The sequence below is a fragment of the Bacillus sp. HMSC036E02 genome (assembly GCF_001836235.1).
Classification (GTDB): domain Bacteria; phylum Bacillota; class Bacilli; order Bacillales; family Bacillaceae_G; genus Bacillus_A; species Bacillus_A cereus.
The window spans coordinates 253,553-274,952 of sequence record NZ_KV827854.1 but is presented as its reverse complement, the minus strand read 5'-3'; the positions used below and the strand labels follow the sequence as shown (position 1 = coordinate 274,952).

Here is a 21,400-nt window from a genome sequence, read left to right as displayed (position 1 = left end):
CACATTCAAGAATATAAAATTATCCCTATTAATTCACATTCTTTTCTATTTATATTCGCTATTACTTTTTGCACTGTACGTAGTGAATCTTTTCGCTTTTTAACTGCTAAGACTACTCCATCGCATTTCCCTGCAATAATGTGCGTAGCAGGAAGATCAAATACTTCAGAAGAATAAAAGAAAATGTAATCAAAATCTTCTTTCCACTTAGCAATCGCATTATCAAATTCATCCATAGCAACTAAAGGCGTCCCTGTATGTACTGTTTTTTTTGCAGGAATACAATATAAGTATTTAGACAAATTACTAGAAAAAGATTCATAATTACAGGGGGAAGAGCTTATTATATCGTTTACTGTTATCATGTGATCACTTTGTAATAATACATGTAATTTTGGGTCAGAAAAATTCACATCAATAAGTAACACCTTTTTCTTCATTTCAGCAAACACTAGACCCATATTTACTATAAGCGAGGCAACAACACCTCTGTCCTTCGTTGAACTAACTGTGAACAGTTGTTTTCCAGATTTTTTCAACTCGTGATACACCGTATAAAACTGCTCTTTCATCAGATCATCATGCAGATCGAATGGCAGCTGTTTCTTTGTCCTAAACATCGACATGTTCACCTCGATATATAGATGATTGTTTATCAACCTCTGTAGATTTCTGTTTTCTATTCGGTTTCATATTTATGTGACCAATAACAGAGACTGTTGTTATTTTCTCTAAATCTTGTTCCGTGTATATACGTTCATCAAAATAATCTCGAAATACAGCTAAACCTATCCCAACAAAAAAACTAACAATTAAAGAAATAGGAATGATCAGTTGAAATTTCGGAAACAATTTTTCAGCCTGTTCCTGTAACTCAGGATCCGTCAACACTTTCACACCTTGTACATTTGTGTACTGTTGAAAACTTTTTTGTGATTGCTCTGCCAATGTCTTTACAATGTCTTTCACGACTTTCGGATTGGAATCTTTTACTGTAACAGTTACAATTTGTGAGTTGTCCGTATTCACTACCGAGATTTTTTGTGCTAATTCATAACTTGATTGCTCTAATTTCAAAGTTTTTTTGACTGTTGAAATAATTAATGGGCTTTTTAAAATATCAACATACGATGTTACTAGTTGCTTATTTTCTTGTGTTTTATTTGTTGAATTTTCCTTATTAAACTCATCTAAATTCCCAACAAGAATTTGCGTTGAATATTGATATGACGGCTTTAAAACATACATAGAGATAAGAACTAAAGAAGCGGTTAAACAACACATCGTTAAAATAATCGTTACGAATCTTCTTTTCAATAATTGTTGAAAATCTTTTATACTCATTTCTTGCTTCAATTATTTCACCGCCCTTTTCTGAATAACATCCTGCAATTCACTCTTTACAGATAACCCTTTCTCTCTTCTATCCACTTGTTTTGTTACATACTTTCCGACTCCGAATGCAAATTTTTCTACATATATATACGAAAGTATTGCAAATATAAACGAAAATATAAGTGAAAAAATTAAAATAATAGGCAACGGTAATATTTCATGGAGCATGTATATAAGGGAAAACAACGATATAATATGGTATAAATAAAGACTGTAAGAAATCTTCCCCAAATATAACAAATATTTATTATGTAGCAAGGACGACAAAGTTGATATTGACAAACTTAATATGACAAATAAACATGCACTTATCGCCACTACGTAGTCTCGAAATATAAAATTATTGAGCACTTTAATTTCTCCTATAAGCCCTTCATACATAAAAAGTAAAATCGCAAATAAAAACCATGCAATTTTCGTGTTTTTAGTACAATTACTATAAAAAACTATTAAATTATTTTTATACTTCGCAACTAGTGCTCCTAGTAAAAACAGTACTGTGTAATGCAATGTTAATGCATAGCTTGTTAATGTTAAGCCCGAGCGAAACAAAAATAATATTACGACAGAACATATACTAAAACTAAACAATAATAGTAATGAACACCTTAACGTTTTTCGTAAGCAAATCATCAAAATTAACGGGAAAATTATTGATATTCGCATTTCATGGACAAGTGACCAAATCACACCGTTATATGCATCTGTATTATATTTCCCAACCAATAAAATATGTTGTGCGATTAAGCTTGAAGAACTTTCAATCGTCCATGAGCGATTAAACCATTCACTTAAATAAGAAATACCATATTCACTAATTGTAATCTGGCATACAATAGCTATAATTATTGCCACAATATAAGGAATATATATTCTGCATATACGTTTTAAAAGGTATGACCCATAGCTACTATAGTTTTTTTGAATAGATTCATACAAAACAAATCCGCTCAAAACAAAAAAGATAATAACTGATTCGTTACCACTACTAAAAATTAGACGAGCAGGCGTTTCTTTTAATAGATACACAACAAATGGTTTATTATCTTCATAACTGTAATTTTGAAATGCTGAAAAAATCATTAAATGATGACCAATCATTACTACTAATGAAGAAATTCCTCTTATAGAGTCCAATTCTTCGTATCTCTTCATCTTTTTACATCAACTCCTAATGAAATGATAATAATCATTTCAAAGCGACATCTTTATTCATATTCCCCTCCTTTCTTTTCATTCCAATTTTTCATATTAAAATGATTTTATAGTATAAATTTGAGTGTATTGTAACATTTTTTGTAATATTTTGAATAGAAAATCTCAAAAATTGGTATATACCAATTTTAACCTCGAAAAATGAGTAATATTGATAGAAAAACGCTATAAAAATATCTTGCATATTTACAAAATTAAAGAGCTGAATAGCGTTTTTTCAATATAAAATAAAAAAGATAGCCTACATAGGCTATCTTTTTTATTTTATTTAATTACTGGCACCACTATATGCTACATGTCGTTTCTCAATTCTCTCTTCAATTTCTTTCATATTTTCTTTATTATTTAATAGTGATTGTTTATTTTCAATTAATAATTGTTTAAAAGATTTTCTCACTTTTTTTCTCATTTTCATTGTCCTCCTTGGGGGATGGTTTATATAAAAGATAAAGAATTATCTGTGTGTCCTTATAATAATTGATTGTTGTGAATTCTATTTGAACTTCATATGAAAATTCCGTTTATTTTCTGACAACTTTGTGAACACGAAAAAAAGACTCTCTAAAACTATGTTGAAATTAATTCACTTCATTATAAAAATTACTATTCCCATCAACTTTTATCATTATATCTTGTCGAAACATTTATATATTTAAAATTGAGTTCGACATAATTTTATTTACTATAATACTGTTTACAAAAACAAAAAGAAGGTGTCACCAAGTCAAATTTCGACTTATGCAACATCCCTCTTTCCAAACTATTTATAGCATATTTATTAATATTTCAGGTCTTCCCCAATTCATTTCTTCACAAACAAATCTAAGTTTTTCTTCATCCATTGTGTGTAATCCCTCTTCTAGTAAACATGAAATTGGAACTTCACAGTGAATTTGTGCTAATTGCAACGAAATATTTAAGTTCTCTAAATCACTTTCAATCTTCGTACGCTGCGCTTTTGTTAATGATTCTACATTTTCTAGTACAGCGGATACTGTTCCGTGCTCTTGAATAAGCTTATACGCTGTTTTTTCACCGATACCTTTTACACCTGGATAATTATCACTTGTATCTCCCATGAAAGCTTTTGCATGGACGATTTGCCACGGCTCTACACCTTTTTCTTCCATGATTTTCTCCGGTGTGTAATATTCGTAATTTCCAATTCCTTTACGCAGAAGCATAACTGTAACGTTCTTATCAACAAGTTGAAGTAAATCCGTATCACCTGTTAAAATATAAACTTCAGCTTCATTGCAATATTGTTTTGCAAGCGTACCGATACAATCATCGGCTTCGTAGCCTTTCATACCGATAACTGGAATGGATAATTTTGCAGTCATTTCTTGCACTAAATCAAATTGAGGAATTAATTCTTCTGGTGGCGCTGCACGATTTGCTTTATAATTCGAGAACGATTCTGTTCTAAATGTCGTACTTCCCATATCCCAGCATGTAACGATATGTGTTGGTTCGATCGCTTGCGTAGCTGTTAATAAGTGTTTCATATAACCATGAATCCCGTTCGTAGGGGTTCCATCTTGTCGTTTCATAAATTGTCCGTAGACACTTGTTGCGTAAAAAGCACGAAATAATAGTGCCATACCATCAACTAATAATACTTTTTTCATAATTCCTCTCCTATTAAAAAAATAATAACCTTACGTTATCACGTAAGGTTATATAAATAGATTACCATTCTACGTTTTTGCTCAACTTTGTCTATTATACATTGTTTTTGTATATTTAGCATCATTAACACATTAAGACGTTCTACTACAACAAGTATGCAAGATACCTGAATACGTATTTTTTCCAGTAGAAACAACGATAGCTTTTGCATTTCCACTAACGATATGCGAACCTTTAAAACATACATTTTCAAGCTCAAGTGGATTATAATCTTTCATCCGTTTTAATGGAATAAATCGTTTACGTTCAAGGTGATAGCAGCTCTCAAACTTCTCTATATTCGCTTCGTTTCCCGTTAACACAGACTCATTCACTAATAAATCATCTGCATAAATAATACGTACATCAGCTGGCACAGCATCTCCAGCCGAAAGAAAAATCATATCTCCAGGTACAAGTTCTTGCACAGGTATCTCCATCATTTTCAGTTCACTATTTAGCCCTGTACTACTAGAATATTCTACTCTAGATACAGTAATCGTTTCACGTTGTAATTCATCACACACACGTTGTTTTGAAAAACCTGGAATCATGCCACCTAGCTTCATCATTACTTCCGCAAGAAGTGCTCTTTTTGAAGTTAGTTCATTTCGGCCATATACTTGAATACGTTTTTGTGCCTCTTTCATTGATAGTCCGTCTCTTGTTGTTTTAAAATATGCAAATACAGATTTTACATCTCTTGTTGCAATTTCAATTAATAAATCTTTATTTTTTTGGAGCATTGTTTGTTCTTTTATTGATTTTTTACTTAGTTTATATGACGTGTTACCCACAGTTTTGTTTGCATATAACATATTATCGTCTCCTCCTTTACAACATAGGAAGAAACGCTTTGTTTCTCAATTTATCCACTTTACTGTGAAAGTGTCTCGCGCTTTATAAACGCTACATTGTGATAAATATAGAGGGAGGAACAAATCGTTTCCTGCCTACATCATATATTTTTGATTTGAAGTATATGGGTAACGGAACCGAGTCAGAATTTGACATGCTCCTCACCTCCTCGTTTAATTTTATAGTTTATAATATGAAATTACTCATAGCTTGGTAACAAAAAAGACCCCTACCCTTAAGAGAGTAGCGGCCATTACATACACAAATAAACGATTTCTAATATAATTAGAAATCTACGGACCTCTCCCTCACCGAGTTTTAGCACTGTATAGCATAGGTACATTACCAGCTACGTTAAGAAAAACCTTAATTCGATCATTCCTGTTGACCCATTGGCGTCTCTCGACATTTTTGGGCAGCAGCGTTTCTCTATACAGGAGCCTCACCTAACAGAGACTTATTTTCATTACATTGAAAATGTTACTCTTATTTAAAATAGATGTCAACCGTAGCCTACAATTTTTTCAAATGGTATGGCAAACTAACGTATATAAAGTGAAACTTTCATCAGTGGGGGTTTTGTTCATCCGCCACTGATTATTAGCCCTCACCAATCGGGCTGTCCGGCAAATAGCGGTATAAAATAAAAAACTTTACGTTTAAACGTAAAGTTTTTAATAAGTTATACAACCAGCGATTACAATCCCAATTGAAAGCGATAAAAACATAAGAAAAAGACCGACTGCTTGATTATCTTCTTCAAGACTTTTGTTTATATTAAAGCGTGGTGTAAGCCACTCAGCTAAATAAAAGACGATAATTTGAGCCAAAATCCCAACTGCTCCCCACGAAATCATATCAAGAAGTGAAATTGAATTAGCTGCTGTCGAATATAAAACGATAGCTAACCCAAGTAATCGCCCTCCAAGCACATAGCTTACCGCCTTATTCCCTTGAGCCATTAACTTAAATTCCTTAACTTTCGTTGTCACTTCCATCAAGAACAGACCAATACATAAAAGTCCAAGTGTTACTGCTAAATATAATAAAAAATTAATCATTTTTCCTCCTCCTTTTTATACCTACCGGTAAATAGTACGATTCATTTCCTGTAATCTTTTCTCCCGCGCGAATACCGATACTACTCGCTTTTCCAGCAATTAAAAAAGAACCAAACACATAGGACAGTTTCTCCATCCCCTTTTCTGTTTCCAAGGATACGACTGGCAGTTCTGTATACTTTTGAAATATCGGCAGTGCAGTTTTATACGTTTGATGTGCATTTTGAAGCATAATATTTTCATCCTTATCGCGAATCGTAATTGTATCTCCTTCTCTACCAAATGAAGGTTTTTGAACGAAAGAACCTTTTCCTAAAAATAAATCTGGTTCTAAATATGTAGGTAACATATATTCTTTAATCCACTGTTGTTCCTCGTTTGTATAAAAGACCTCTTCTTCTGCTAACCCCCAAATAAGACACTGAATCGATTTTGGCTGAAGTAAAAATGCTGACAAAGGATTTATTATAAAAAGCTTTCCGGCTTTTACAAGTTGCAGCAGTTCCACACCTACCAAATCTCCTGTTTCAGGATCTTGATCCTCAATTAAATCTTCTATCGGATATGTTTGGCGATATAAAACATCAATCTTCGCCCCATCTTTATCAACTAGAGCATCTTTTGTAATTCTAAGTTCTGACATTGGCACTACTTTATTTTCAACATGGCATAGCTGACTCAAATACATAGTCGTATTCCAATCCTCGATATGTTCATGATGTGCTGTAAAAACAACATTTGGATTGTCTAATTCCTTTGTCGCTTCCATTACAGCTTTCGTAACACCAGAAGATAGCAATCGTTCTTGATCTGAGTTTGGATCATCATAGCCTAGATTCTCACAAACTTTTCCATTCATTTGAAAACATTCCACAATAAAAGTTGGTGTATCACTATTAAACTCAAGCATTTTAATTTTGTTATCCTCTGTTACAGCAAAATCAAATCGCGAAATTACAGATTCAGGATAAAGCCCTTTCATTCTAATGAATGATAAACTCGCGGATGGAAAGCCAAGATCTAGAAGCTGTTCGTCACTTAAATTACGCAGCAGTCTAGCAGTCTTAAAAAATATTTTCCCCATTCGTTCAGTCGCTAAGTGTAATTGGTCCAAAGTCTGATTTGTTATAGAAAAAACATGAAACAAACTATACTCACATTCATATAAATCCGACCAAAAATTCGGATATTTTAAATAAAATTCTTTTCGATCCCTTATGTATTGCGACATATTTTAGCCCCCAAATCCTCCCTTTGAACCGCTTCCAATTCCACCTTTAAATTCAGCAGACGATTGATACGATTTAAACGCCGATGAATTTTTAAAAGTGGATTTATTTTGATAGTATCGCCCACCATAGAAATAATGCCCACGATAACCTGAACTACTATCATCACACTGCCATACCCCAAGTTCATCATCCCAATCCCAATCAGAACAACTATTATCATTCGGTTTTGGGGGAAGATCTTGTGCGCAACCAAATAAAGTGCCAGTCATTAAAGACGTTACGACACCACCTACTAACCATTTCGTTTTTGTCACCTTCGCACTCCCCTTTTTAAATTCTATTCCTATTATATAGGATGGCATGATAAAGTAGAAGAAAAAGGAAGAAGAGGGATTAAATGCGCTTAGAATATCGACTTAATGATGAAACGAAAGGGTATCCTGCTTTATGGAACTACGCCAATATTTCTAATTCTGAAATTATCGCACGCATGACTTGTGAATATTTTATTAAAGAGAAAAATACTTATGTTGTTACTGCAACTTCGGTTGATCCAGACGGAACAGCAGTTATTTATATTCAAAAAGAAGTTTTCGCCAATGACCCTTCAGACCCTACATACTCCCACATCGGTTTTGAAATTAGAGAACTAAGTGAAACAAGTTCAAGCTTAGTAGATAGTCAAGATGTATGGAACTACGAAGAAATTTTACCATCTCTTCATTCAGATATTATATATATTCAGCGAGACGGCATTTCTATGGAATTCTCCTTGGATTCAAGAGAGATTGATGAAGACAGAAAGTGCTACATTTATTACGGAAACTTCACAGGTGAATCAAGATAATATTAATATATCTATGCAACAAAAAAACCTTACGTATAAAACGTAAGGTTTTTATATAGCCCCACATATGCCGTTCTCTCTAGATGTCCATAAACCTGCTCTCACAGGTGGATGCCCTCACAAATGTTTGTAACTTCCTTCTTAAAAAGATGGCATGTTAGCTACATTTAAATATTGAACTTCCATATTAAACTTATTGGTTTAAGACATGCATAAGCTACGTACACCGTAGGAATTTTATATAAGGTTAGTTGAAATAAGACCCCCGCACGTGCCGCTCCTCGTAAATGTCCAAAAACCCGCTACTCGCAGGTGGATGCCCTCACAGTTACCGTACATCTTCCTCCACAAGGAAGGCTTGATGATGGTCGCTAAATATTGAGCTTCCGTATAACTAACATCGGTTTTAGACATAAATAAGTTACGCACACCGCAGGATGTATTATTTACTTGTCGTTATATTATCACATTGTTTCCAATGTGTAAAATACAAAGTTTTTCGAGCAATCTCTTGCTTGTGACCTTATTTTAATACAAATTATTTTTGCATGCAAGTGATTAATCTTCTTCTTTTGCAATTTGATTTTCTGGATAAGAAATCCAATCACTCCAGCTACCTGCATACAATTTAACATTTTGGAATCCAGCTAATTTTAATGCAAGGATGTTTGGACACGCTGTAACACCAGAACCACAATATACAATGGTTTCCTTATCTTTCGACAGGTTTTGGAATCGTTCTTGTTGCTCAGCTTTATTCTTAAATTGTCCTGATTGCAACATTCCAGCCTTCCAAAAATGGTTTACTGCTGTTGGAATATGTCCTGCTTTATGATCGACAAGTTCCTCTACACCAGCATAACGTTTCGGCTCTCTTGAATCAATTAATGTAACATCCGCACCTGCACGGATATTCTCTCTGACCGTTTCCATCGTTACAAGCATATGATCTTGTATATTAGCTTTGAATGTTTTTCGTATAGCAACAGGAATTTCCGCTGTTGTCGGTAGTCCATTCTCTTTCCAAGCCTGGAAACCACCATCTAATATATATACTTTCTCATGTCCTACATAGTTACATAACCACCATAAACGAGCAGCATTTGCACCGGCTTGACTGTCATACGCAATTACTGTCGTATGTTCATCAATACCAGCCTTCGAAAGCTTGTCTGCAAACTCCTCAATATTTGGTAAAGGATGGCGGCCACCATGTTCTGCTATAGGACTTGATAAATCTAAATTCAAATCAAAATATAACGCATGAGGAATATGTCCTTCTTCATACTTTTCTCTACCCCAATTAGGATTCGCTAAATCAAAACGACAATCGATTATACGGACATTCTCATCTTCTATATGCTCACGTAACCATTCGACTGTAACTATCATCTTTAACGACCTTCTTTCTCTTTCAAACGACTTACATACTCCATAACCATTTCTTCTGTAACATATTTACGCTGCAAGGTAACACCATTTTTTGCAAGATCATTAATCTGCTTCGTTACAACATTAATGACATCAACCGAAAATTCTTTCCCATTTGACGCAAGAGATACGGCAGCTTCAATAGCTGCTTCACGCTGTGCATCTAATTGTAAACATGCTTTTACACTTTCATTTTGTTTACGAGAATGTGCTGTAATTGCTTTATGTACTTCCATCTTCTCTTCCCCCTAAATAGTTATACGTTTTTATTCAATTCCATTGCAAGCCGGATCATATCACGACATACAATTCCATTTTCAATAATCTCTTCTTCATAATGCTTCGAAAAGTAATCAAAATCAATAGAAAAAATACGAAATCCACATTTTTGATATAAAGCAAGTTGTGAAACACTAGAATTGCCTGTACCAACTTCAAGTTTTGACATACCATATCCTTTAGCAGTTTCTACAGCATGCCTTAATAGCTTCTTCCCAATCCCTTTTCCTTGCAAATGCTCTGCAACCGCAATATTCATGATTTCCATCGTCTTTGGCCTTGTTTCCAAAAGAACATATACACCGATAACGCTCCCCCCCTGCTTAGCTACGTATGTTAATCCTCTTTGTACATACGTAGCTATTTGCCGTTCACTTGGATCAGCAAGTAACAATAAAGCCTTCGGTATAGCCTCTTTTGGAATACGTTCTATTACAACAGACATAAAAAATTCCCCCTTCTCTATTGTTCTAAACCCTCCTTGTCTACCATAAATAATAGAAAGGAGGGATTCACCATGGACAACAATGAGAAAAAATGCAACGTCATCTCTATTGATGGAAAGAAGAAGAAAAGCGACACGTATTCCTATCCAAAATTAGTAGTTGAAAACAAAACATATGAATTTTCTTCATTCGTCTTATGCGGTGAAACACCAGATGGCAGACGACTCGTTCTTACTCATATGATTTCTACCGATGAATTTGCTGGATTTGTAAAATCTTTAGATACTGTACTTCAAAAGAAAATTGAACGAATCTTTTTCTCATAACGACTATATAACATAAATTTCTTTTTCAATCTCTACTAACTGCTTTTGCAATTGTTCTTTACTTTGTTCATATAGAGATACATCGATCGTTTCAGCCAATGCAAACAATATACTTTCATAATAGTTCATCACATCTTGCTGCATCACTTTTTCGAATAAATTCCACTTCATATCCCACTCTTGCTTATAATGATGAACAAATAAATGTTTTTCATCAGCTACATAGTTTGATACGAGCGGTTCTAATACAGATTTAGCGTCTTCTTGCATAAAAGCCTTGTCATTCTTTTCAAAAAAGCTTTTCTCATTTTTAAAATGTGCCAGTGCTTTTTTGAAATCTTTTATTTCAACTGAAGGGAACGGTTCTTTATGTGTAATATCTTTGTATTCATACTCCACTGTTCCATTCATAGAAATTGATTCATTTTCTACTTTACAGTTCACTACAATTTCATCCTTTGCACGCTTCATCGCTTCGTCTATCCATTTTTCAAGGCGTAATGATGTCGCACGCATTTCTTGTAATAAATCATGCTGAATAAATGCTACTAATTCCATAACACACTGTTGCAATTGTGTTTTCACATTTCCATCCGTTCGAAGTGATGCCGGATTAATAAATTCAGTAAACACATCATTATAGCGGAGGAATAGACGCTGTTGCACGTAATAAAGCAACTCTTTCACTTCATTTTGCATCGCCTGTTCTTCAGCAAGTACACTATATGAAGAAATGATATGAAGTAGTTGATCACGCTCTGCTTCATATTTTTTCGTTTGCTTCTCTTTCTCTTCATTCCCCTGCTTTGCACCCTTTATCATGTTTACTAAAAGCTGATCTGCCCCTTGCAACGCACCATATAGAGCATGCACAGAAACAAGCATTAAATCTCTCATCATAAAGGACGTAAATGATTCCTCAAACTTAGTAATCCCAGAGTTTTGTAAAATACCATACTTCTCTTTTTCAACATTCTTTCCTTGTTTCTCTTCAAGCGCACATAAACTTGAAATTGCAAATAAACGCGGATTTCTAATACCGTATTGCAGTAGCTGATCTGCGATATAACCTTTTACCATTTCAAGTTCTTCTTCAGACTCTGCTAAATCCGCAGCATTAATTAAGAAGAACATTTTATCAAGGGCAAAAGTATCCTTTACACGACCAAGCTGAATTAAAAATTCACGGTCAGCACGAGAGAATACATGGTTATAATATGTTACAAATAAAATAGCATCTGCGTTTTTAATATACTGAAATGCAACATCCGTATGGCGAGCATTGATAGAATCCGCTCCAGGTGTGTCTACAAGCGCTACTCCCTGCCTTGTTAAAGCACAATCATAATAAAGTTCCATATACTCAACGAAGCATGATTTCTCTTCATTCGCTACATAATCAGAGAACTCTTCTAATGTAACTTGTACTTGTTCTCCTAAATAAGTAGAAACTGCATCATACCCTTTTTGTACCGCTCGTAAAAAGCTAAATGTTGTTTTTTGCTTCCCAGTTGGTGAAGGATATTTCATAACTTTATCAATTTGTGCTAACGCTTCATCTAACGTAGCAATCTCATAATGAAACAGCTTATAAACAGCTTTCATATCTTCTAATAACGCTTGCTTTGATTTAAACTGAACAATTACTGTTCCATGTGGTTTTTCCTCTGTAACCGGCAAAATTTGATTAATCGTTGCCGTCGTCGGGTTTGGTGATACAGGAAGTACTTTCTCACCGAGTAAGGCATTGGCAAATGATGATTTTCCAGCACTAAATGCCCCGAATAACGCTACTGTAAATTGTTTTGTTTCTACACGTCTTCTTTTCTCTATTACCTCTTGCTGTACATGTTTCAGCGCTGGCAATGGCTCTAATATCGTTTCAGCTTTTTTCACTTTCTCTAATATCCGCTGAATATTTAAAGCCGCCGTTCCTTTCAGCTCTTCTTCATGAATCGCTACGTTATCATTTACGATTTTCTGCTCTTGTAGTGTAAATTTCTCACTAACAATTTGCTTTTCCCTTTGCAATATCTCATCTATTTGCAAACCTTCAGGCGTAGCAACATGATCGTGCCAAACATTTCGTAAATAGTCTTCATATGCCGCCAAATTGTTATTGTATTGTAATTGTGTTTCTTTCGCCGTTTGCAACATCGTATATGTTTCAATCTCTTCTTCAATACGAGCAACTGCTTCCCTCACCTTTTGCTTTAAAACGACCGCACTTTTATCAAAAATTTGCTGTGCTTTTATAAAATAACGCTTCTTTAGTTCATTCGCTACATCCGCTGTATAAAGAAGTAAGTAATCACCTGTGAAACCTGCGCCTTGTTTAATTACCTCAGCCAACATTTCTGGTCCGAAAGCAATTTCTAACCCATATATGTCTTTCCCAATTTCCTCCGTGAACAATCCTTCTTCTTTTAAGAAGGCTACAATAAATTCCTTCACATGAAAATCAAGCTGCGTTTCAACAGTCTTTTGAAGGGCAGAATAAAACGCCTCTACACGCCTTTGTTTTTCTTGCTCCGTCTTTCCTTTCGCAAATAGCAAACCGACTTTAAACTTTGTTAATTTCGTTTCTAAGTACGCATTTGCCAATTCTCTCATTTCAAATGGCATTAAATACGCGTTATCTAATATAGCTTGTAGGCCTTTTATAAATTCATTTCTCACATGAGACTCTTTACTTGCCTCACGATTTTTCGCTTCCGTTAACTCTTCCTTCTTTTCAACTACCTCTGAAATAGAAAGTGGTGATGCTAACTCTTCCTCATATTTCAAAAGAGCTTTTTCATTTTCAGAAACAATAAACGAGAAATGTTCCCCCATTAAATATTCTGTTTCTCGCTCCATTCCAGTCCTTACATACTGCTCTTTTTCTTTCATAATAGAAGTAATTAACGTTTCTAAGCTTCCAATTTCATTATGTGGATGGTTCATCATTCGTAATGACGTATAATATACTCCATCTACTTCAATATCCCAGTTAGAGAACGATTGCTTTACACTATCTTTATAATTCTCAAACGACAATTCATTTTCTTTATGTTTATCTATTTGATTGACAACGAGATAAACCGTTTTATTACGTTGTTTCAATTCTTTAACAAATTGCAAATTCACTTCCGATTGGACGTGATTATAATCCATCATATAAAAAATTACGTCTGCTAGATGTAGCGTTGATTCTGTCGCTAATTGATGGGCATCATCTGTTGAGTCAATCCCTGGTGTATCTACTAACATAACACCTTCAGGAATTGGCGCATCATTCCGATAAATGTGAACACCAATTACCTCATCACCATCTTTACAAATTTGTTTTAATTCTTCAGCTGAATATGCACCGTCATACTCGTACTGTTCTCCAGATTTAACCGTTACAACAACACGATCCATTCCTTTTTCAATTTTGACAACGTTAGCGCTTGTCGGAATTGGACTTGTTGGTAACAACTGCGCTTTATATAGATGATTCATCATCGTTGATTTCCCTGCAGAGAAGTGACCACAGAACGCTATCATAAGCTGTTCTTGTTTATATTTTTGAATCACCTCAAACAACTTTAAACTATTCTCTGCATCGCCGTGTTTTTGCCACTCTTCATAAAAACAAACAAGTTTTTTCATACCGTTTGTCTGTACTATGTTTGTCATCCCCTTGTTCCCCTTTATCCAAGATGTATATACTTTTCCCCGCTATTTGCGAGCTCATAACCAGTGAGAGTTACACCTACCCATTGATTACAGTTTCACTTTACTATCATACTAAATTTTCAGCATATTCTCATTAAAAATAAAAAATCCCTTTCATTCTTTTTACAAATGAAAGGGATTTTATGTCATATCACTCATTTTGCTGTTCCTACTCCATTTAAAACATACTTCGCAATAACTGCATATACAGCGACTGTACCTGCTACTAATGCATATACCATACTTACACACCAACCTTTTTGATAATGATTATCAATTTTAAATATATTTTATCATTAAAGAGAATCATTATCAACACTTTTCATAAAGAAAGCTCCTTATAAGAAGGAGCTTTACTGCCTGTTTTGAAAAAGGTTAAAACTTGTTGTGCACTCTTATTATATCTCATCCTACATAACTTAACAGTTTAAAAAAATGGAAATATCCCCTATCCCCTCCATCTTACATTTTGTATAATAAAAGGGAATTACTTAACAAGGAGGAAAAAAATGACACAAAATATTTCACAAGGCGAGAGGATCCACTCCATCGATATTATTAGGGGAATAGCTGTACTAGGTATTTTTCTTGTGAACTGGCCTGTTATCGCTGGGATTGACTCACGTGATATTTCAGGAGTTTATGAAGGGCTAGATAGCTATATCCGTCTATTTTACGATATGTTTATTCAAACAAAGTTTTATACTATCTTTTCTTTTTTATTTGGCCTAGGCTTTTACATTTTTATGACTCGTGCTGAAGCAAAAACAGATCATCCGAAAATTTTATTTGTTCGCCGCTTACTTATTTTATTATTATTTGGTTTCTTACATTACGTTCTTTTATGGGACGGAGACATTTTACATACTTATGCGATTGCTGGATTTTTCTTATTTTTATTTTATAAGAGAGAACCTCGTACTATTTTAATATGGGCTATCGTTTTATTGAGTATTTTTCAATTCATTATGCTAATGGCTGGTATTACAGTTGCATTGGTACCAAAGGAAGAGCTAGGTTTTTCCTTACCTATCATGCCATTAGAAGATTGGCTGTCACAAATACAAAATCGTTTCCATGCATTTTACGCTGATGGAATTGGATTAAATTTACTTATGCTTCCAGAAACAGTTGGGCTGTTTTTACTTGGTTTATACGCCGGGAAAAAGGATATTTTCCGCCGCGCGAAAGAGTTAGATTCAAAGCTTAAAAAATGGCAAATTATTATGTTCCTTTTTACATTACCAATGTGGTTCTTCATGGTCCGTTACTTCTTATCAAAACCATTTTATGAACCAATTTATATGCAGGTCTTTACAATGTTTAGCGGAAAAACGTTATTCATATTCTACATTTTCACACTAATGCGTTTATTACAAAAAGAAAAATGGCAAACGTTATTACGTCCGTTCCAACACGTTGGACGAATGGCATTAACAAATTACATCTCGCATACAATTGTTACATTACTTGTATTTGGTCTATTCCTTAAAAATTATTATCCTGCTCCATTATGGGTTGGACCAATATTCTGCATTAGTTTCTACACGTTACAAATCTTTATTAGCCGCTGGTGGCTTTCACATTACCAATACGGGCCACTTGAGTACATTTGGCGTCTTGGTACGTACGGGAAAATGATGCCACTTAAAAAGAAAAGCAAGGTCTCATAACGAGACCTTGCTTTTTCACGCTTCTCTTACTGCACTTTGCATAGATACTGGCTCTTCTTCTACTTTCACTTTGCGCTGCGGCACCATATTAAATACGATATTTAAAAGTACTGCTGACGCACTTCCAAGTACAATTCCGTTATCTGTTAAAATACGAATGCTTTCTGGAAGTTGTGAGAATAAAGTAGGAACGACTGTAACTCCAAGTCCGATTCCGACAGAACATGCAACGATTAATAAATTTTCTTGTTTACCAAAATCAACGCTACTTAACATTTTAATACCATATGCCATTACCATACCGAACATTGCTAACATCGCACCGCCCAGTACTGATTTCGGAATAATTGTTGTAATAGCTGCAATTTTCGGAATGAATCCAAGAACGATTAACATACCACCACAAGTATAAATAATAACGCGATTTCTTACTCCAGTTAATTGAACAAGCCCTACGTTTTGAGAGTATGTTGTATATGGGAACGCGTTGAAAATACCACCTAACACCATCGCTAATCCTTCTGCTCGATAGCCTTTTGTTAATTCTTTTTCACCAATCTTTTTATTGCAAATATCAGATAATGCAAAGTATACACCTGTTGCTTCTACGATCCCTACGCAAGCAACTAAAGTCATCGTAATAATTGGCGTCAATTCAAATGTTGGTGTACCGAAGTAAAATGGCTGAATACCATGGAACCAATCTGCTTCTCCAACTGCTTGCAAGCTTACTTTCCCCATAAATGCTGCAACGATTGTACCGAATAAAAGTCCTAGTAAAATAGAGATTGAACGAATAAATCCGTCGAAGAAACGATACATAATGATGATAAATAGTAACACACCAAATGCTAATGCTAAATTTTCAAGACTACCGAAATCCTTGCTTCCTACTCCTCCAGCCATATCATTAATTGCTGCTGGAACAAGTGTAACTCCAATTACAGTAACGACAGATCCTGTTACAACAGGGGGAAACAGTTTTACAAGCTTTCCAAATAATTTCGCAAAAATAACAACGAATAACCCGGCAGCAATAATTGCTCCATAAATAGAAGATACGCCGTATTGTTTCCCGATTGCAATCATCGGCCCAACCGCTGTAAATGTACAACCAAGTACAACGGGAAGTCCTATACCGAAAAAGCGATTTGATAATGCTTGTAAAATTGTCGCAACGCCGCACATTAATAAATCAATTGAGACTAAGTACGTTAACTCTTTTTGATTTAAACCAAGTCCACCGCCCACAATCAGCGGAACGATAATTGCACCAGCATACATAGCAAGCATATGCTGCATACCGAGCGATGCGATTTTAAATGGATGTTGCTTCATCGTTTATTTCACCTCCGCAGTTTCTTGCTGTACAAATGTAACTGTGCCGTTATCAAGTGATGCAATTTCTGCTAGTGATTCAACACGAACGCCTTGTTCACGAAGCTTCTTTCCTCCATCTTGAAATGCTTTTTCAATAACAATTCCAATTCCTGCAATACTCGCTCCTGCTTGCTCTACTAAGCTCATTAAACCTAAAGCAGCCTGACCGTTTGCTAAGAAGTCATCGATGATTAAAACGCGATCACTTTCATCGATATGATTTCGAGATAATGAAATTTCATTCGTCTCTTGTTTCGTAAATGAATATACGTTTGCAACGTACATATTATCTTGTAACGTTAACGATTTACGTTTTCTTGCAAAAATTACTTTTACACCAAGCTCTAATGCAGCCATAACTGCTGGTGCAATGCCTGAAGATTCAATCGTCACGATTTTTGTAATGTTCTCTTCTTTAAAACGTTTAGCAAATTCTTTTCCGATTTCTTGCATAAGTACTGGATCAATTTGATGATTTAAAAAAGCATCTACCTTTAATACGTCACCAGATAAAACCTTTCCTTCGTTCAAAATCTTTTCTTGTAATACTTTCATGTTTGTTCCCCCTCTTATGCAATAAAAAAACTCCAAAAGCCGCCACCACTCGTTACAAGTGAGAGACGCGCTTTTGGAGTTTCGCAAAAAAAGAATGCTAAACAAGCAATTATATTCGTCCTCACTCATAGTCAAAGTATTTACGGTACTTCGGTAGAAACTTGCAGGCCATATCCCCGCGATTATATGAGTGTAGCTAACTATTTATTTTATAGAAGGATTATAACGTACTTTTTATGCTTTGAAAAGCATTTATCAAAAAAACACGTACAAATTTTTAAAAACCACTATCTTTGTTCGAGTTTTGCAAACTCTTTCATTCCCAATTACAACTTCGTTAAAATGATTGGCCCATCTTTTGTAATCGCAATTGTATGCTCATATTGAGCTGATAATTTCCCGTCCATCGTTCGTACAGTCCACCCATTTAAATCTACTTTAGAATATCGCATACCTATATTTACAATCGGTTCAATTGTAATTACCATTCCTTCTTGTAACTGAGGTCCTTGTCCTTGTTTCCCAAAATGAAAAATTGCTGGTTCTTCATGAATCTCTTTACCAATCCCATGTCCCGTAAAGTCTCTTGCGACAGAAAAACCTTCATTTGTTACATAACTTTCAATTGCATAGCCAATGTCTCCTACATGATTACCAATTACCGCCTGATCAATCCCTTTATACAAAGCATTCTCAGCTACTAACAACAACTTTTCTGCTTCATCAGAAACTTTTCCAACTCTATACGTCCAAGCAGAATCTGAAAGACCACCATTTAAGTTTACTACCGTGTCAATTGTTACAATATTACCCTCAGTTAAAGGAACATCGGCCGGAAACGCATGACACATTTCATCGTTTACAGATGCACATATCGCATATGGATACCCGTTGTAACCTTTCTGTTCAGATGTGGCACCATGCTTTTTTAAATACATTTCAACAAACGTATCAATCTCTTGTGTCGTTATACCTGGCTTTATCATTTTCGCAATTTCTTTATGACATGAAGCAAGTAATTTTCCAGATTCATGCATCAAATCTATTTCATTTTTCGTTTTAATTGTAATCATACTACCTCTACCTTTCCTTGCTAAACCTGCTATTTGCTACTAAACTTCTATCATACACACCCTCTACCAAAATTTCAAAAGCCTCAATTACAACAAGTAAACAATATGTATCATATATTTCTAAATCAAAATAAAAAAACAGAAGATCCTCTGTTTTTTAATCACGTTTACATATATAGTTCATTTTCAAGAACTCAAAACAACCACCATTTGTTTTCTGTATAAACGTTCCAACCGCTTCAAATCCCGCCCTTTTATACACTTTTATCGCTCTCTCATTAAATGTCGCTACTGATAGTGTTATATATTTGCATCCGTATTTTTCTTTGCTAAAAGCTAGTCCAGCATTCACGAACTGTAAACCAAATCCATTACCAGTTATATTAGGTCTCATTCCAAGTCCTATATCAACCGTTCCATTATTTATCTTACAAACCGTAAAGAACCCAATGAGAGTACCATTTTCTTTCACAGAAAACACATGATTCCCTCTACTCTCACCCTCTAAAAACTCAGCTAAATCTTCTTCATCTGCCTCTATATCGTAAAAGGAATATTCCCCTTTATAATGCCAGTTATACGCGATTTCCTCCGCTTCTTCTTGCTTCATTACTGTATATGTATACCCCATTCTCTCATCCCCTTTAATAAAAAGAGCTGCAATTAAGCAGCTCTTTTTTTACAACTCATAAATCTCTTTATATTTCGTTTCTAAATAATCTGCTAAGTAATTTGCATTTAGCCCTTCGCCTGTTACATCTTCTAAAATTTCAAGTGGCTTTTTCGTTTTACCATATTGGTGAATATGTTCTGTTAACCATTCACGAATTGGTGTTACGTTTCCTTCTTCTAACAATGCATCAAAGTTCGGAATGTCTTTTAACATTCTTTGCTTAAATTGCGCTGCATACATGTAACCAAGCGCATAAGATGGGAAGTATCCAAATGAGCCACCAGCCCAGTGAACATCTTGCAATACACCTTGCGCATCATTTTCCGGACGAATTCCTAAATATGCTTCCATCTTATCATTCCAAGCTGCTGGTAAGTCCTTCACTTGTAATGTACCATCAAATAATTCTTTCTCTAATTCATAACGCACCATAACATGAAGCGGGTATGTAAGCTCATCTGCTTCTATACGAATGAATGACGGCTTTGATTCGTTAATTGCATCATAAAATTCATCGACTGACATATCATCAAATTGACCATTGCTATACTCTTTTAATAAATCATAATTTTTCTTCCAGAATGATTTATTACGGCCGATAAAGTTCTCAAAGAATAACGATTGTGACTCATGAATACCCATAGATGTTCCACTACATAACGGTGTACCTTCAAATTTCTCTGCAATATTTTGTTCATATACAGCATGACCACATTCATGAATTGTTCCAAACACAGCCATGCGGAAATCCTTTTCGTCATAGCGTGTCGTAATACGAACATCCCCTCTATTTAATGTAATCTCGAATGGATGTACTGTTTCATCAAGACGACCTGCTTCAAAGTCATAATTCAATTGCTTTAATAGTTCTAATGTAAAGTTCTTTTGTTTTTCTTTTGAAAATTTTTCCGATAAAGCACTTGTTTTTAATCCTTTTTTAGACTCAGAGATTTCTTTTACAAGCGGCACGATGCGCTCACGAAGTTGACCAAATACGTGATCTAAAACTTCTACTGTAATACCTGGCTCGTACATGTCTAATAATGTATTGTATTTATATGTTTCGTAACCCCAATATGTAATAAATTTCTTTTTAAATTCAACAATTTTTTCTAAGTACGGGCGGAACATTTCGAAATCAGATTTTTCGCGAGCTTCTTCCCACACACTCTCTGCTTTCGCTTCTAATTTCACATACGCTTCGTATTCCGCTTGTGGAATTTTCTTATTTCTATCATATTCTTTACGACACTCTTCAACCATTTTCTTCGTCGTTTCAGAAAGTTTATCTTCACGTATTAAAGCTTCAAGCTCTGTTAAATAGTTCCCCATCTCATCTGAAGTCGACATGGCAAATACTTCTGATGAAAGCATGCCAATTACTTCTGAACGCTGGTCTACACCTTTTTTAGGCGCCCCTGTTCTCAAGTCCCAAAACATTAAGCTTAATGCTTCTCCGTAATTTTGTATCTTCTTCACGTATGTTAAAAATTGTTTTTCTACTTCATATGTAGCTACTGTCATTGTATAAAAACCTCCTTTTTCTACCTCAAACTTAATTCGACATGAAAATCTAATTTCCT

Annotated in this window: 21 protein-coding genes, 2 other RNA genes and 2 riboswitches; of the genes, 3 read left to right on the top strand and 20 right to left on the bottom strand. The window is 34.8% G+C overall.

All coding sequences use genetic code 11. The features are described from left to right. Positions 1 to 5: 5 nt before the first annotated feature. The 9 genes from HMPREF2590_RS17345 to HMPREF2590_RS17305 form a co-directional block, all read right to left on the bottom strand. Positions 6 to 626 carry a CpsD/CapB family tyrosine-protein kinase gene (locus HMPREF2590_RS17345; protein WP_002093924.1) on the bottom strand — a complete coding sequence of 207 codons (621 nt, stop codon included), beginning with the start codon at positions 624 to 626 and terminating at the stop codon, positions 6 to 8. Continuing rightward, complete coding sequence (locus HMPREF2590_RS17340; RefSeq protein ID WP_000807059.1) at positions 613 to 1,356, bottom strand: YveK family protein; 744 nt, start codon at positions 1,354 to 1,356, stop codon at positions 613 to 615. Before HMPREF2590_RS17340 ends, HMPREF2590_RS17345 begins: the two co-directional genes overlap by 14 nt. Then, a complete protein-coding gene (locus HMPREF2590_RS17335; protein ID WP_000833053.1) occupies positions 1,357 to 2,550 on the bottom strand; it encodes an acyltransferase family protein in 1,194 nt (397 codons plus the stop codon). A 328-nt stretch (positions 2,551 to 2,878) separates the two neighbouring features. Beyond that, complete coding sequence (locus HMPREF2590_RS17330) at positions 2,879 to 3,019, bottom strand: FbpB family small basic protein (RefSeq protein ID WP_001228048.1); 141 nt, start codon at positions 3,017 to 3,019, stop codon at positions 2,879 to 2,881. A 355-nt stretch (positions 3,020 to 3,374) separates the two neighbouring features. Continuing rightward, on the bottom strand, positions 3,375 to 4,241 hold the full coding sequence (locus HMPREF2590_RS17325; protein ID WP_000757069.1) for a 5'-3' exonuclease: 867 nt from the start codon (positions 4,239 to 4,241) through the stop codon (positions 3,375 to 3,377). 132 nt (positions 4,242 to 4,373) lie between these two features. Further along, the gene (locus tag HMPREF2590_RS17320; RefSeq protein ID WP_000964951.1) at positions 4,374 to 5,099 is read right to left on the bottom strand and encodes a P-type ATPase actuator domain-containing protein; all 726 of its coding nucleotides are present in this window, start codon (positions 5,097 to 5,099) and stop codon (positions 4,374 to 4,376) included. 335 nt (positions 5,100 to 5,434) lie between these two features. Then, a riboswitch (M-box (ykoK) riboswitch) is annotated at positions 5,435 to 5,600 on the bottom strand. A gap of 213 nt (positions 5,601 to 5,813) precedes the next feature. Continuing rightward, on the bottom strand, positions 5,814 to 6,200 hold the full coding sequence (locus HMPREF2590_RS17315) for a DUF350 domain-containing protein (protein WP_000606857.1): 387 nt from the start codon (positions 6,198 to 6,200) through the stop codon (positions 5,814 to 5,816). After that, positions 6,193 to 7,431, bottom strand: coding sequence for a glutathionylspermidine synthase family protein (locus tag HMPREF2590_RS17310; protein ID WP_000084935.1), 1,239 nt, complete (start codon positions 7,429 to 7,431; stop codon positions 6,193 to 6,195). The genes HMPREF2590_RS17315 and HMPREF2590_RS17310 overlap by 8 nt, the downstream gene beginning before the upstream one ends. Positions 7,432 to 7,434: 3 nt before the next feature. After that, positions 7,435 to 7,746 (bottom strand): hypothetical protein, encoded by a 312-nt coding sequence (locus HMPREF2590_RS17305; RefSeq protein WP_000169030.1) that lies wholly within the window; start codon positions 7,744 to 7,746, stop codon positions 7,435 to 7,437. Between the two features lie 83 nt (positions 7,747 to 7,829). Here HMPREF2590_RS17305 and HMPREF2590_RS17300 point away from each other — a divergent pair, with 83 nt between their 5' ends. Continuing rightward, positions 7,830 to 8,279, top strand: a complete 450-nt coding sequence (locus HMPREF2590_RS17300; protein ID WP_001235520.1) for a hypothetical protein — start codon at positions 7,830 to 7,832, stop codon at positions 8,277 to 8,279. A gap of 54 nt (positions 8,280 to 8,333) precedes the next feature. Here the strand turns inward: HMPREF2590_RS17300 and ssrS (HMPREF2590_RS17295) are convergent. The 5 genes from ssrS (HMPREF2590_RS17295) to HMPREF2590_RS17275 all read right to left on the bottom strand — a co-directional run bounded on the left by ssrS (HMPREF2590_RS17295) (position 8,334) and on the right by HMPREF2590_RS17275 (position 10,434). After that, a non-coding RNA gene (gene ssrS / locus HMPREF2590_RS17295) (6S RNA) lies at positions 8,334 to 8,517 on the bottom strand. A gap of 21 nt (positions 8,518 to 8,538) precedes the next feature. After that, positions 8,539 to 8,721: non-coding RNA, 6S RNA (ssrS, locus tag HMPREF2590_RS17290), on the bottom strand. A 116-nt stretch (positions 8,722 to 8,837) separates the two neighbouring features. Next, positions 8,838 to 9,671 (bottom strand): sulfurtransferase, encoded by an 834-nt coding sequence (locus HMPREF2590_RS17285; RefSeq protein ID WP_000637563.1) that lies wholly within the window; start codon positions 9,669 to 9,671, stop codon positions 8,838 to 8,840. Positions 9,672 to 9,673: 2 nt separating this feature from the next. Continuing rightward, the gene (locus tag HMPREF2590_RS17280) at positions 9,674 to 9,946 is read right to left on the bottom strand and encodes a YpbS family protein (protein ID WP_000451818.1); all 273 of its coding nucleotides are present in this window, start codon (positions 9,944 to 9,946) and stop codon (positions 9,674 to 9,676) included. Between the two features lie 20 nt (positions 9,947 to 9,966). Then, positions 9,967 to 10,434: a GNAT family N-acetyltransferase gene (locus tag HMPREF2590_RS17275; RefSeq protein ID WP_000117686.1), complete on the bottom strand. Its 468-nt coding sequence runs from the start codon at positions 10,432 to 10,434 to the stop codon at positions 9,967 to 9,969. Between the two features lie 72 nt (positions 10,435 to 10,506). Between HMPREF2590_RS17275 and HMPREF2590_RS17270 the strand changes: the two genes are divergently transcribed. Continuing rightward, entirely contained in the window at positions 10,507 to 10,761 is a 255-nt protein-coding gene (locus tag HMPREF2590_RS17270; protein ID WP_000369740.1) for a DUF3931 domain-containing protein, read from the top strand. 3 nt (positions 10,762 to 10,764) lie between these two features. On the opposite strand, the gene HMPREF2590_RS17265 is transcribed toward HMPREF2590_RS17270, so the two are convergent. Continuing rightward, positions 10,765 to 14,424, bottom strand: coding sequence for a dynamin family protein (locus HMPREF2590_RS17265; protein WP_000182132.1), 3,660 nt, complete (start codon positions 14,422 to 14,424; stop codon positions 10,765 to 10,767). A gap of 548 nt (positions 14,425 to 14,972) precedes the next feature. On the opposite strand from HMPREF2590_RS17265, the gene HMPREF2590_RS17260 reads away from it, so the two are divergent. Further along, complete coding sequence (locus HMPREF2590_RS17260; protein ID WP_000193089.1) at positions 14,973 to 16,136, top strand: DUF418 domain-containing protein; 1,164 nt, start codon at positions 14,973 to 14,975, stop codon at positions 16,134 to 16,136. 15 nt (positions 16,137 to 16,151) lie between these two features. On the opposite strand, the gene pbuX is transcribed toward HMPREF2590_RS17260, so the two are convergent. From pbuX to ypwA, 5 genes are all read right to left on the bottom strand, one after another. After that, positions 16,152 to 17,474 (bottom strand): xanthine permease PbuX, encoded by a 1,323-nt coding sequence (gene pbuX / locus HMPREF2590_RS17255; RefSeq protein ID WP_000809228.1) that lies wholly within the window; start codon positions 17,472 to 17,474, stop codon positions 16,152 to 16,154. Between the two features lie 3 nt (positions 17,475 to 17,477). Continuing rightward, the gene (locus HMPREF2590_RS17250; RefSeq protein ID WP_044584263.1) at positions 17,478 to 18,071 is read right to left on the bottom strand and encodes a xanthine phosphoribosyltransferase; all 594 of its coding nucleotides are present in this window, start codon (positions 18,069 to 18,071) and stop codon (positions 17,478 to 17,480) included. 108 nt (positions 18,072 to 18,179) lie between these two features. Next, positions 18,180 to 18,281, bottom strand: a riboswitch (purine riboswitch). Positions 18,282 to 18,397: 116 nt separating this feature from the next. After that, the gene (locus tag HMPREF2590_RS17245) at positions 18,398 to 19,144 is read right to left on the bottom strand and encodes a type I methionyl aminopeptidase (protein WP_000628415.1); all 747 of its coding nucleotides are present in this window, start codon (positions 19,142 to 19,144) and stop codon (positions 18,398 to 18,400) included. 157 nt (positions 19,145 to 19,301) lie between these two features. After that, a complete protein-coding gene (locus HMPREF2590_RS17240; RefSeq protein ID WP_000542516.1) occupies positions 19,302 to 19,775 on the bottom strand; it encodes a GNAT family N-acetyltransferase in 474 nt (157 codons plus the stop codon). A gap of 48 nt (positions 19,776 to 19,823) precedes the next feature. Further along, entirely contained in the window at positions 19,824 to 21,341 is a 1,518-nt protein-coding gene (gene ypwA / locus HMPREF2590_RS17235; RefSeq protein ID WP_000215068.1) for a carboxypeptidase, read from the bottom strand. Positions 21,342 to 21,400: the final 59 nt, after the last annotated feature.